The organism is Streptomyces sp. 2131.1 (genome assembly GCF_900105515.1).
Taxonomy (GTDB): Bacteria; Actinomycetota; Actinomycetes; order Streptomycetales; family Streptomycetaceae; genus Streptomyces; species Streptomyces drozdowiczii.
Genome location: NZ_FNSY01000001.1, coordinates 2,661,988 through 2,674,406, shown reverse-complemented (window position 1 = coordinate 2,674,406; position 12,419 = coordinate 2,661,988). Strand labels below are relative to the sequence as shown.

At 70.3% G+C, this 12,419-nt stretch carries 14 protein-coding genes; 6 read left to right on the top strand and 8 right to left on the bottom strand.

The features are described from left to right. Positions 1–81 precede the first annotated feature (81 nt). The 3 genes from BLW14_RS35125 (at position 82) to BLW14_RS11825 (ending at position 3,428) form a co-directional block, all read left to right on the top strand. Positions 82–327, top strand: coding sequence for an SCO4848 family membrane protein (locus tag BLW14_RS35125; protein ID WP_018550495.1), 246 nt, complete (start codon positions 82–84; stop codon positions 325–327). Between the two features lie 65 nt (positions 328–392). After that, positions 393–1,676: a metallophosphoesterase gene (locus BLW14_RS11830; protein WP_093706959.1), complete on the top strand. Its 1,284-nt coding sequence runs from the start codon at positions 393–395 to the stop codon at positions 1,674–1,676. Between the two features lie 198 nt (positions 1,677–1,874). Beyond that, entirely contained in the window at positions 1,875–3,428 is a 1,554-nt protein-coding gene (locus BLW14_RS11825) for an ABC transporter substrate-binding protein (RefSeq protein ID WP_093706957.1), read from the top strand. Between the two features lie 21 nt (positions 3,429–3,449). Here the strand turns inward: BLW14_RS11825 and BLW14_RS11820 are convergent, their stop codons facing one another. Then, positions 3,450–4,175 (bottom strand): TetR/AcrR family transcriptional regulator, encoded by a 726-nt coding sequence (locus tag BLW14_RS11820; protein ID WP_093710701.1) that lies wholly within the window; start codon positions 4,173–4,175, stop codon positions 3,450–3,452. Between the two features lie 119 nt (positions 4,176–4,294). On the opposite strand from BLW14_RS11820, the gene BLW14_RS11815 reads away from it, so the two are divergent. Then, entirely contained in the window at positions 4,295–4,804 is a 510-nt protein-coding gene (locus tag BLW14_RS11815; RefSeq protein WP_093706955.1) for a MarR family winged helix-turn-helix transcriptional regulator, read from the top strand. Between the two features lies 1 nt (position 4,805). Here the strand turns inward: BLW14_RS11815 and BLW14_RS11810 are convergent, their stop codons facing one another. The 7 genes from BLW14_RS11810 to BLW14_RS11785 form a co-directional block, all read right to left on the bottom strand. After that, positions 4,806–5,126, bottom strand: a complete 321-nt coding sequence (locus BLW14_RS11810; RefSeq protein ID WP_143052002.1) for a hypothetical protein — start codon at positions 5,124–5,126, stop codon at positions 4,806–4,808. After that, positions 5,123–5,254: a hypothetical protein gene (locus BLW14_RS35120; protein WP_256332746.1), complete on the bottom strand. Its 132-nt coding sequence runs from the start codon at positions 5,252–5,254 to the stop codon at positions 5,123–5,125. The genes BLW14_RS11810 and BLW14_RS35120 overlap by 4 nt, the downstream gene beginning before the upstream one ends. A gap of 69 nt (positions 5,255–5,323) precedes the next feature. Further along, entirely contained in the window at positions 5,324–6,100 is a 777-nt protein-coding gene (locus tag BLW14_RS11805; RefSeq protein WP_018519182.1) for a succinate dehydrogenase iron-sulfur subunit, read from the bottom strand. Next, a complete protein-coding gene (gene sdhA, locus BLW14_RS11800; protein WP_018519181.1) occupies positions 6,100–7,854 on the bottom strand; it encodes a succinate dehydrogenase flavoprotein subunit in 1,755 nt (584 codons plus the stop codon). Before sdhA ends, BLW14_RS11805 begins: the two co-directional genes overlap by 1 nt. Positions 7,855–7,884: 30 nt before the next feature. Continuing rightward, a complete protein-coding gene (locus tag BLW14_RS11795; RefSeq protein ID WP_073964328.1) occupies positions 7,885–8,358 on the bottom strand; it encodes a succinate dehydrogenase hydrophobic membrane anchor subunit in 474 nt (157 codons plus the stop codon). 5 nt (positions 8,359–8,363) lie between these two features. Next, the gene (sdhC, locus tag BLW14_RS11790; protein WP_026242571.1) at positions 8,364–8,744 is read right to left on the bottom strand and encodes a succinate dehydrogenase, cytochrome b556 subunit; all 381 of its coding nucleotides are present in this window, start codon (positions 8,742–8,744) and stop codon (positions 8,364–8,366) included. Between the two features lie 243 nt (positions 8,745–8,987). Then, the gene (locus tag BLW14_RS11785; RefSeq protein ID WP_093706951.1) at positions 8,988–9,497 is read right to left on the bottom strand and encodes a 2-oxo-4-hydroxy-4-carboxy-5-ureidoimidazoline decarboxylase; all 510 of its coding nucleotides are present in this window, start codon (positions 9,495–9,497) and stop codon (positions 8,988–8,990) included. Positions 9,498–9,807: 310 nt separating this feature from the next. Between BLW14_RS11785 and BLW14_RS11780 the strand changes: the two genes are divergently transcribed. Then, positions 9,808–11,403 (top strand): beta-N-acetylhexosaminidase, encoded by a 1,596-nt coding sequence (locus tag BLW14_RS11780; RefSeq protein ID WP_093706949.1) that lies wholly within the window; start codon positions 9,808–9,810, stop codon positions 11,401–11,403. Positions 11,404–11,557: 154 nt separating this feature from the next. After that, on the top strand, positions 11,558–12,349 hold the full coding sequence (locus BLW14_RS11775) for a DUF4328 domain-containing protein (protein ID WP_256332745.1): 792 nt from the start codon (positions 11,558–11,560) through the stop codon (positions 12,347–12,349). Positions 12,350–12,419: the final 70 nt, after the last annotated feature.

Sequence of the window (12,419 nt, the reverse complement as noted above, 5' to 3'; positions counted from 1 at the left end):
GCCCGCGTGACCCGCCGGGCGGACCGCCGGGACGGACCACCCCGCCCGAACCGCCCGGAGCGCGGCGGCGATACTGAATCCATGAAGCTCAGCCGCCCCGTCTCCTGGTTCCTGCTCGCCTTCGGGGTGTGGAGCTGGTTCATCTGGGTCACCTTCGTCAAAAACCTGTGGAAGGACGGCAGCGGCCTCGCCTTCGACGACGCCGGGGACCCGACCGCGTACTTCTGGGTGCATCTGCTGCTCGCCATCACGTCCTTTCTCCTGGGGACGGCCGTGGGATGGATCGGGTTCCGGGGCGTCAGGGCCCTGCGCGCCGAGAAGGCTTGAAACCACCGGTCCCGACCGGGGCCTGAACCGGCTGGTACCGGGACGAATGGGGCGGGAGAGGCAGCATGCGGGTCGTGGGATTCGCTCTGGCGGCGGTCGCGGTGCTCGCGCTGCTCGTGGGAGTGCACCGCTATGTGTGGCGCCGGTTCGTCGGTGACACGACGACACCCGGCAGCCCGTGGCGCCGGGCCGGTACGGCCGCCGCGTACGTGCTGCCGCTGCTCAGCGTCGGCGCCCTGGTCTCCGGCCGCGCGGGCGCGCCCTTCCTCCTCCAGCAGGTGCTGGCCTGGCCGGGGTTCCTCTGGCTCGCCGCGCTGCTCTACCTGACGCTCGCGCTGCTGGTGGGCGAGGCCGTGCGGCCCCTGCTCCGGCGGTGGCTCGCGCGCCGGGCCGCGCCGGAGCCCGAACCGGAACCGGCGCCGGTGTCCGTACCCGCCTCCGCGCCGGAGGCCGCGCCCGTACCGGAACCGGCACCCGGGCCCGTACCGGAGCCCGGGCCCGTACCGGAGCCCGCGCCCGGCGCCCCCTCGCGGCGGCTCTTCGTGGCGCGGGCCGTCGGTGGCGCCGCCGCGGTGGCGGGGCTCGGGGCCACCGGCTACGGGGCGTACGGCGTGCTGCGCGGGCCCCGGGTGAAGCGGGTCACCGTGCCGCTCGCCCGGCTGCCCCGGTCCGCCCACGGCTTCCGTATCGCCGTCGTCAGCGACATCCACCTCGGCCCGATCCTCGGGCGGTCCCATACGCAGCGGGTCGTGGACGCGGTCAACGGGACGCAGCCCGATCTCATCGCGGTCGTCGGCGACCTGGTCGACGGATCGGTCGCCGACCTCGGCCCGGCCGCCGAACCGCTCGCCGCTCTCCGCGCCCGGCACGGGGCGTTCTTTGTCACCGGCAATCACGAGTACTACTCCGGCGCGGCCCAATGGGTTGATCATGTAAGGGAATTGGGGCTTCACCCGCTGGAGAACGCCCGGGTGGAGACGGGCGGTTTCGATCTGGCTGGCGTCAATGACATCGCCGGCGAGAGCGAAGGGCAGGGACCCGATTTCGCCCGCGCCCTCGGGGACCGCGATCCGGGCCGCGTGGTCGTGCTCATGGCACACCAGCCGGTGGTCGTCGACGAGGCCGTCGAATACGGCGTGGACCTCCAGCTCTCCGGGCACACCCACGGCGGCCAGCTCTGGCCCGGCAACCACATCGCCGGGCTGTCCAACCCCACGGTCGCCGGGCTCGAACGCTACGGCGACACCCAGCTGTACGTCACCCGGGGCGCCGGTGCCTGGGGTCCGCCCGTACGGGTCGGCGCCCCCTCCGACATCACCGTCGTCGAACTCGCCTCCGGGCAGGCGTAATGGCCGATCGGGTGACCGGCGGTGAACCCTCTGTATTCGCGGTAACGGCCGAAGGTTTCGACTGGCAAACAATTGACTGTGAGCCTCTGATCTCCCCTTCCAGATGTGAAAATCGTGTGATTGGCTGAGCGCGAACGTGCGGTGATCTGCGTATCTGAGCGCGACACCGAGGTGGGGCAGTTAAGGGAGAGCACGTCAATGCGGTCGATCCGGCTACGGATTCTCGCGATTTTCGCGGTATTGGTCATCGCAGGCGTGGTCGCCTGGCAACTGATTCCTTCGGACGAGGGGAACTCCGATCCGGTCGTCGTCGGCACGACCGACGCGGTGACCTCGCTCGACCCGGCGGGCGCCTACGACGCCGGTTCCTGGGCTATGTACAGCAACGTCTACCAGTCGCTGATGACGTTCAAGTCGGGCGCGATCGTGCCCGAGCCGGACGCCGCGGAGAGCTGCAGCTTCCTCGGCGGGAAGCTGCAGACGTACCAGTGCAAGCTCCGTGACGACCTGACGTTCTCCGACGGCAAGAAGGTGACCGCCGAGGACGTCAAGTACTCGTTCGACCGGATGCTGGAGATCAAGACGGACGTCGGTCCCTCGGTCCTCTTCCCCAGCCTGAAGAACGTGGTCACCGAGGGCAGGCTCATCACCTTCAACCTCTCCGCGCGCGACGCGACCTTCCCGCAGAAGATCGCCACGGGCGCTGGCGCCATCGTCGAGAAGGACGCCTACTCGGAGCACAAGCTGCGCGCCGACGACAAGGTGAGCGGCTCGGGGCCGTACGTCCTGAAGTCCTACGAGCCCGGCGTCAAGGCCGAACTCGTGCCGAACTCGCGGTACAAGGGCGCGCTGACCAAGACCGGCGGCCCGGTCACCGTCCGCTACTACAAGCAGTCCGAGGACCTCCTCGCCGCCTGGAAGTCCGGACAGGTCGACGTCACGCACCGTCAGCTGCCGCCGTCCACGCTCGCGAACCTGAACCCGGGCGACTCCGACAAGCGCGTCACCGAGGCCGACTCCGCCGAGATCCGCAACCTCGTCTTCAACGTCCGCAAGGACTCCCCGCTCGCCGACCGCCGGGTCCGCCAGGCCATCGCGGCGGTCATCGACCGCGGTCCGCTGGTGAGCGACGTCTTCAAGGGCACCGTCGAACCGCTCTACTCGCTGATCCCCCAGGGCACCATCGGGCACAGCACCCCGTTCTTCGACGCCTACCCCTCGCCGGACACCAAGCGCGCGAAGGCGCTCATGCAGGACGCCGGCGTCCAGACGCCGCTGCCCGTCCTCTTCGCCTACCGCGAGGGTGACCAGTACATCGCGGAGACGAAGGAGATCCAGCGTCAGCTGAACGCCACCGGGCTGTTCAAGGTCAGCATCAAGGCCGTCGAGTGGACGAGGTTCCAGAAGGGCTACGCCAAGGGCGAGTACGACATGTACACCGTCGGCTGGCTCCCGGACTACCCGGACCCCGACACCTTCAGCCAGCCGCTCGTCGGCCGCGACAGCAGCCTCCACAACGGCTACACCAGCAAGAAGATGGACCAGCTGATCAGCGCGACGCTGCAGTACAGCGACCGCAGCCGGGCCTCGGCCGACTTCAAGGAGCTCCAGAAGCTCGTCGGCGAGGACGTGCCGCTCGTCCCGCTGTGGCAGAAGAAGGACTACGTCGTCGCCAAGGCCGACGTGTCCGGTTCGCAGTACCTCTCCGACGGCACGGGCGTGTGGCGCCTGTGGGAGCTCGGCTGGATCTGATCGACCCCGTGGCGCGGGCGGCTAGGACTTCTCCGGTCCGGCCGTCCGCGCCGTCGTTTCCGGCAGGAACTCCTCCAGCACCTCGTGCACCTGGCGCACCAGCGGCCGCAGCACCCGGAACCGGGACAGGGCCACGGCGCGGGCCGCGATCGGTACGGTGCGCGCGACGAGGCGGCGGCTGCGCTCGGCGCCCTCCGTCCGGTCGTACACCCAGAACAGCACCAGGCCCATGTGCATGAGCCACATCAACTGCGGGAGCAGCGGCGCAAGTTCCGGGTCCGTCCGGGTGGTGGAGCCGGTCAGGCAGCGCTCGTGGAGGGCGATGACCACCTCGCGCGCCCCGGCCGACTCCGCCGAGAACGGGCTGAGCGGGCTCTCCGGATCGGCGGCGTTCTTGAAGAACTGGGTGGCGAACGGGCGGTACGGCTCCGCCACGTCCAGCCAGGCCATCAGCACCCCGCGCATGCGCGCCGCGAGGTCCGTCTCCTCCTCCAGTACCGGCCGCACCGCCGCAGCGTGCTCGGCGGCGAGCCGGTCGTAGAAGCCCTGGACCAAGTGCTCCTTGGACGAGAAGTAGTAGTAGGCGTTGCCCACGGAGACGCCGGCCTCCTGGGCGATGGCCCGCATCGTCGTCCGGTCGAAGCCGCGTTCCTGGAAGAGCCGGAGCGCGGTTTCGAGGATCAGGGCACGGGTCTGCTCGCTCTTGGGGGCCTTGACCGCCTTCACGTCCTTCTCTTCCTTCACCACGGCCCGAGGGTATCCGGGGCCCGGCCCCTCGCCGGTCGCGGGCATCCCGGTGGGCCGTGCGCGGGAACTTCATTTCGGTTCCGAAGTATCCAGCGGGCGGTACGCGTAGGCTGAGGCGCATGCAGCGACGCGACTGGACCGACGGGCACGTGGACCGGTGGAGACCCGTGCTTCCCCAGCTCGACGCGGATGTCGAGGGCGCGGTGACCAGGATGAAGAAGCTCTCCGTCCATCTGCGCCGGGTGCGCGAGCAGTCCCTCGTCGACTTCGACCTGGACCGGCAGGAGTTCGACACCCTGCACAAGCTCGCCGGACGCGGCGGCACCGCGACCCCGTCCGATCTGGCCGCCGACCTCGACCTCGCCCCCGCCTCCGTCACCGGCCGGCTCGACGCGCTGGAACGCCGCGCATTCGTCCGGCGCACCCCGTCCACCACGGACCGGCGGCGCGTCGACGTACAGCTGACCGACGAGGGCCGGGCGACCTGGCTCGGCGCGATCGGCATCCTCGGCCACGAGGAGGAACGGCTGCTGGGCGTCCTGGACAAGGGGGAGCGGGCGCTGCTCAACGACATGCTGCGGCGCATCATGGTGGTCGCCGAGGACCAGGGCGGCGCCGCCTGGGACTGAGTCAGTCCTTCGACGCGTCCCTGCTTTCTCTGCTCGTCCTGCTTTCCTCGCTCTCCTCGCCGGGGCGACCCTCCGCCGCCTGCCTGGCCAGCTCCTCGCGGATCCCGTCCGGGCCGAGCTCCAGCAGTCGGCCCGCCGCCTCGTTCCACCCCTCCGCCGCCGACCACCACGCGACCAGGTCGGCCCGCGCCTTCGCCGAACCCCGCCGGAGCGCCCCGGATCCGTCCGGCCCCCACATCCGGCCCCGCGCCTCCAGGAGCCCGGGGCGGTCCGGGGAGGCCAGCCGCAGCGGCAGCCGGCCGTTGAGGTCCGGCGCGGTCACCAGCTGCGACACCTCGACGGCACCGGGGTGCGCCGCCACTCGCGCATGCCCGGCGTCATGCGCTCCGCGTCGTCGGGCCCGTCGGTCTCGTACCGCGCACCGGACTTGAGGTGGCGTCCCTCGACCACCGGGCACCCGGGGACGGCAAGAGGCCCGGCCCCCCTCGGGGGACCGGGCCTCTTCACGTGCTCGGGGGATCAGAAGCGACGCGTGATCAGCGCGCGCTTGACCTCCTGGATCGCCTTGGTGACCTCGATGCCGCGGGGGCAGGCGTCCGTGCAGTTGAAGGTGGTGCGGCAACGCCACACACCGTCACGGTCGTTGAGGATCTCCAGGCGCTGCTCGCCGCCCTCGTCGCGCGAGTCGAAGATGAAGCGGTGCGCGTTGACGATCGCCGCCGGGCCGAAGTACTGGCCGTCGTTCCAGAACACCGGGCACGAGGACGTGCACGCGGCGCACAGGATGCACTTGGTGGTGTCGTCGAAGCGCTCGCGGTCCTCGGGGGACTGCAGGCGCTCGCGGGTCGGCTCGTTCCCCTTGGTGATGAGGAAGGGCATGACGTCGCGGTAGGCCTGGAAGAACGGGTCCATGTCGACCACGAGGTCCTTGAGGACCGTGAGGCCCTTGATGGCCTCGATCGTGATCGGCTTCTCCGGGCTCAGGTCCTTGATCAGCGTCTTGCAGGCGAGCCTGTTCTTGCCGTTGATCCGCATGGCGTCCGAACCGCAGATGCCGTGCGCGCAGGAGCGGCGGAACGTGAGCGTCCCGTCCTGGTTCCACTTGATCTTGTGAAGGGCGTCGAGCACACGCTCCTTCGGGTCGATCTCGATCTGGAAGTCCTGCCACTGGGCCTCGTCGGAGACCTCCGGGTTGAACCGCCGGATGCGGAACGTGGCCGTGATGTACGGCGAGTCGGCGAAGCCGGCCTCGGGCTCGGGAGCCTTGTCGGCTTTGTCCAGGGTGGGTGTAGCCATCAGTACTTACGCTCCATCGGCTGGTAGCGGGTCTGGACGACCGGCTTGTAGTCCAGCCGGATCGACTCGGTGCCGTCCTCGGCGACCTCGCGGTACGCCATGGTGTGGCGCATGAAGTTGACGTCGTCGCGGTTGGGGTAGTCCTCGCGGTAGTGACCGCCGCGGGACTCCTTGCGCGCCAGCGCCGACGTCGCCATGACCTCGGCGAGGTCGAGCAGGTTGCCCAGCTCGATGGCCTCCAGCAGGTCCGTGTTGAACCGCTTGCCCTTGTCCTGGACGGACACGTCCAGGTAGCGCTTGCGCAGCTCCGCGATCTTGTCGACCGCGGTCTTGATCGTCTGCTCGGTGCGGAACACCATCACGTTGGCGTCCATGCACTCCTGGAGCTCCTGGCGGATCGTCGCGACCCGCTCGGTGCCCGTGGAGTCGCGCAGCCGCTCGACCTGGTCGACGACCAGCTGCGCCGGGTTCTCGGGAAGCTCGACGAAGTCGCTCTTCTCGGCGTACTCGGCGGCGGCGATGCCCGCGCGGCGTCCGAAGACGTTGATGTCGAGCAGCGAGTTCGTGCCGAGGCGGTTGGCGCCGTGCACCGACACGCAGGCGACCTCGCCGGCGGCGTACAGGCCCGGGACGACGGTGGTGTTGTCGGCCAGCACCTCGCCCTCGACGTTGGTCGGGATGCCGCCCATGGCGTAGTGCGCGGTCGGCTGGATCGGGATCGGGTCCGTGTAGGGCTCGATGCCGAGGTACGTACGCGCGAACTCGGTGATGTCCGGGAGCTTGGCGTCCAGCTGCTCCGGCGGCAGGTGGGTCAGGTCCAGGTAGACGTGGTCGCCCTCGGGACCGCAGCCGCGGCCCTCGCGGATCTCCGTGTAGATGGAGCGCGAGACGACGTCACGGGACGCGAGGTCCTTCATGACGGGCGCGTACTTCTCCATGAAGCGCTCGCCGTCCTTGTTGCGGAGGATGCCGCCCTCACCGCGGGCGCCCTCCGTCAGCAGGATGCCCATGCGCCAGATGCCCGTCGGGTGGAACTGGAAGAACTCCATGTCCTCCAGCGGCAGACCCCGGCGGTAGCAGGCGGCCTGGCCGTCACCGGTCAGGGTGTGCGCGTTCGACGTCACCTTGAAGAACTTGCCGGTGCCGCCCGAGGCGTAGATGACCGACTTCGCCTGGAAGACGTGGATCTCGCCGGTGGCCAGCTCGTAGGCGACGACGCCGGCGGACTTCTTGACGCCGTCCACCTCGACGACCAGCTGGTCAAGGACGTAGAACTCGTTGAAGAACTCCACGCCCTCCTTGACGCAGTTCTGGTACAGCGTCTGGAGGATCATGTGGCCGGTGCGGTCGCCCGAGTAGCAGGCACGGCGGACCGGGGCCTCGCCGTGGTTGCGGGAGTGACCGCCGAACCGGCGCTGGTCGATCCGGCCCTCGGGAGTACGGCCGAACGGCAGGCCCATCTTCTCCAGGTCGAGAACGGCGTCGATGGCCTCCTTCGCCAGGATCTCGGCGGCGTCCTGGTCGACCAGGTAGTCACCGCCCTTGATCGTGTCGAAGGTGTGCCACTCCCAGTTGTCCTCCTCCACGTTGGCCAGCGCGGCGGCCATGCCGCCCTGCGCGGCGCCCGTGTGGGAGCGGGTGGGGTAGAGCTTGGTCAGCACGGCGGTGCGGCTGCGCTTGGTCGACTCGATGGCCGCGCGCATGCCGGCGCCGCCGGCGCCGACGATGACGGTGTCGTACTTGTGGATCTGCATGGTTTACCTCTGGTCCTTCGGGCCCGGCGCCTAGCGGATGTTCGGGTCGAAGGTGAAGATCACCAGCGTGCCCAGCAGGACGGTGAACACCGTGGCGGTGTACAGCAGCATCTTCAGCCAGAAGCGGGTGTTGTCCCGTTCGGCGTAGTCGTTGATGACCGTACGCAGACCGTTGGCGCCGTGCAGCATGGCGAGCCACAGCATCGCCAGGTCCCAGACCTGCCAGAACGGCGAGGCCCAGCGGCCCGCCACGAAGGCGAAGCCGATCTTGGAGACGCCGCCGTCCAGCACCAGCTGGATCAGCAGGTGGCCGATGACCAGGACGACCAGCACGATGCCCGACAGGCGCATGAAGAGCCAGGCGTACATCTCGAAGTTGGTGCGCGAGCCCTTGGGGGTCTTGCCGGTCCGCTTGCGCGGCGGCTCGATGACGGGGGCCGGGTTGTCGACGTCGTACAGGGAAACGCCCTCGACGGCGCCGATCGCGGAAGTCTCGGTGGACATGGGCCTCAGCTCCCGAAGAGTTCGCGTACGGCGTGGCCGAGCACGGGGTACAGCGCCCCCAGCATCAGCACGATCCAGATGCCCAGCACAGCCCAGAGCATCTGCTTCTGAACGCGCGGGCCCTTGGCCCAGAAGTCCACGGCGACGATGCGCAGACCGTTCAGCGCGTGGAAGAGGATCGCGGCCACCAGGCCGTATTCCAGCAACGCGACGATCGGCGTCTTGTACGTGGACACGACGTCGTCGTACGCCTCGGGAGAGACGCGGACGAGGGCGGTGTCCAGGACATGCACGAACAGGAAGAAGAAAATGAGGACACCGGTGACTCGATGAGCCACCCAGGACCACATGCCTTCCCGGCCGCGGTACAGCGTTCCAGCCGGCACGGAAGAACCCTCCGGGAGCGGGGATTGGGGTCGGCCGGCTTGACTGTCGGTCTGACCCGGCCGGGTACGGTCCACCGGCCCCGGCCATCGTAGCGACGGATTGTCGGTTCGATCGCGCGGGGGCCTCTGGTGTGATCAAAGTGGCAACGAAACAGGCACGGACGGGCTATGGACGGGCCTCCGGCACCCCGCTGACCCGCCTGTTGCCGGGGATACGGGGCCGCGCGGCTCGCCGCCGACCCGTTACCGACTCGATACCAGCACGGTCAGGCGGCCCCGGGCGAGTCGCCGCATCTCGTCCGCCGTGACCGCCCGCTCCCGGTCCTCCTCGTGCGCCAGCCGGGCCCGGATGCCGGCCAGCACCTGGTCCGGGTGCTCGGCGGGCGGGTAGCCGTCCAGGCAGATCACGAAGACATGGCCGAACTTGCGTTCGTACTCGGCGTGCGCGGCGGCCAGCGCGAGGTGGGCGGAGCGCGGCGCGTCCGGCCGCAGCCCCGGGGACACCTCGGCGGCCAGCGCCTCGGTGTGGTCGGTGGGAGAGAGGTCGTAGACCGCCTCGTCGGCCGCCGCGAGCAGCGCCTCCGTGTCCGGGTAGGGGCGGTGGAAGGCCAGCCGCTGCGCCCAGGCCCGGCTGCCGAAGCACTCCAGCAGGGCGGCCTCGGCCTCCGGGGCGGGCGCTTCGTTGAACCGGGGCAGGTCCCAGCCGTGCGCGGCGGACCGGGCGGGCGTGCCGCCGCGGTGCTGGACGGGCACGGCGGTGCGCCGGGCGGGCCGGGGCGGTCGCTCGGGGAGGCCGGCGTGGGACTCGCTGGACCTGGACAGCGTGGGCTCCCGAAATGGAGAGACTGAAGGGACTGAGGGTGCTCAACGCTAGCGAGGAGGGGATAAGGGCGGGCGAAGGATGCGCGAATTTCACCCGGACGGGAGAGTTTCGCGATGCCCGGCGAGCGGATGTGTGAGGAGAATGCCCGGTTACCTCCCTGCATCTGCCCCGTTCTCTCGCAGTTCTGCCCCCTTGTGCTCCCTTTCCGACCCCTTCCCCCGAACCGGAGGTTTCTGACAGATGGCACCCTCACGCGGCGCCCTCCTGGCCGTGACGGCGGCGGCCGCGGCGAGCGTCGCTCTCGTCGGCTGCGACGGCTCCGGAACCGAGCACGGCAACGGTCCCGAGACGTCCCGCGCGGCGTCGTCCCCGTCCCCCGAGCCCTCGCCGACCCGGAGCTACCCGCTCTCCAGGACCCCCCGCACCATCCCGGCCGTACGCGAGCACACCCCCGCCCACGGGCCCGGCTGGAAGCCCGGCAAGGACAGCGGGGTCGTCATCGCGAAGGGCAGCGGCAAGCTCGCCGACGAGGGAAAGCTGCTGGCCGGCGAGCTGAAGATCCACTACCGGGGCGAGGCGGCCGCCCGCGCCGGTGACGTCGAGCTGGCACTCACCCCGAAGGCGTCCGGCGGCGCGGAGTCGTACACCCTGCGCACCGCCGACGGACGCGTCAAGATCAGCGGACCCGGCGAGGCGGGCGTCTTCTACGGGACGCGCACGCTGAAGCAGTCCGTGCGCGCCGACGGCTCCATGCCCGAGGGGGAGGTGCGCGACCGGCCCGCCAAACCGCAGCGCGGCCTCAACCTCGACATCGCCCGCAAGCACTACACCGCGTCCTGGATCGAGGACCGGATGCGCGAGATGGCCGACCTCAAGCTCAACCAGCTCGGCCTGCACTTCTCCGACGACCAGGCCTTCCGCATCGAGTCGGACAGCCACCCCGAGGTGGTCTCGCCCGATCACCTGACGAAGAAGCAGGTCCGGCACATCCTCGCGCTGGCCGGCCGGCTGCACATCCAGGTCGTCCCGGAGATCGACTCGCCGGGCCACCTCGGCGCGGTGCTGCGCGCCCACCCCGATCTCCAGCTGCACAACGTCTCCGGCGTGGCCTCGACCGGGTCGCTCGACATCTCGAAGCCTGGCGCGGCCAAGCTGATCGACGAGCTGCTGGGCGAGTACGCGGAGCTGTTCGGCGGCACGTACTGGCACCTGGGCGGCGACGAGTACCGGGCGCTGATGGCGAGCAACCCGGCCGCCTCCTACCCGCAGCTCCAGCGCGCGGCGGTCGCGAAGTACGGCTCCGGGGCCGGCATCTCCGACCTCGCCACCGGCTGGCTCAACGACCGGGCCGACGTCGTCCGCAAGCACGGCAAGCAGCCGAAGGCGTGGAACGACGGCCAGTTCCGCGACAGCAAGGTCCGCGCGGACAAGGACATCGAGGTCGAGTACTGGACGGGCAAGGAGTACGGGGCCCGGTCGCCGGAGGAGTACCTGAGCGAGGGCCGCAAGGTGCTCAACCTCAACGACGAGTTCATGTACTACGTGCTCGGCCAGCCCAACGCCTTCGTCTACCCGACCGGCAAGCGGATCTACGAGCTGTGGACCCCGCTCGTCCTGCGCGGCACCACCCCGGTCCCCGCGCGCTACTCGGACCAGATCCTCGGCGGCCGGTTCGCCGTCTGGGGCGACTTCCCGAACGCGCAGACCGCCGAACAGGTCGCCGACGGCATCCGGATGCCGCTGGCGGCGACGGCCCAGAAGCTGTGGGTCCCGGGCAAGCCGAAGCTGAGCTACGCGAAGTTCCAGTCCCTGGCGAAGGAGATCGACGCGGGCTGAGCCGGCCCCTGCCCCCCTCGACGCGCCTCTGACCATGGACAACGCGGCCCCCGGAGCACTACGGTCCGGGGGCCGCGTCGTCCTGGGGAGGGGACGCGCGCTTCTCGCGTCGACGTCTGAATGTCTGTCCGAATCCTGGGGGGGTTCCTTTTCCATGCTCTGTTCACTCTGCGGTACGAGACCGGCCTCCACCGCCGACGGGCGGTGCACCGTGTGCGCCGCCACGCACCGGGCACGGGCCGGCGGCCTGATGCCGACACCGGCCCGGCTGGACGCCCTGCGCTCGCCGGTGGGCCTGGCCAAGGCGGTCTGCGTGCTGCTCGGCGCGGTGGCCGTCGCGGACGTGCTGGCGATCGCCGCCGGTATCCACACCCGCATGCTGCTCGCGGACGGGCTGGACGGCGGCTTCCTCGCGGTCGACGCGGAGGCGTGGGACCGCGCCGACCTGCTGTACCGGGGGGCCGACAGGCTCCAGGCGCTCACCTTCCTGGTGTGCGCCGTCGTCTTCGTCGTGTGGTTCCGCCGGGTCCGGCTCAACGCCGAGGTGTTCGACCCGCAGGCCCACTCGATGGTCCCCGGCTGGGCGATCGGCGCCTGGTTCGTGCCCGTCGGCAACTTCTGGCTGCCCTACCGGGTGGCGAGCGGCGTCTGGACCGCGAGCGCGCCGGCCGACACCCCCGGCGGCCGGTCCGCCGCCCCGCGCGGACTGCTGAACGGCTGGTGGGCGGCGTTCCTCGCGGCGGAGATCCTGTCCGGGGTCGGCAGCCGGGCCTACGAGGCGGCCGAGACCGGCGAGAAGATCATCGACGGCCTCGACATGATCGCGTTCTGCGACGCGCTGGAGGTCGGCGCGGCCGTCCTGGCCATCCTGTTCGTCCGCAGGCTGACGGCGATGCAGACCCTGCGCGCGATGACCGGCCCGCTCCCCGTGGAGCGGGCGCACTGAGGCGGCGCGCATCGGGGCGGCGGTAATCAGCCAGCGGCAGTGACGCTTTTCGGCCATTCGGCGCTGAACG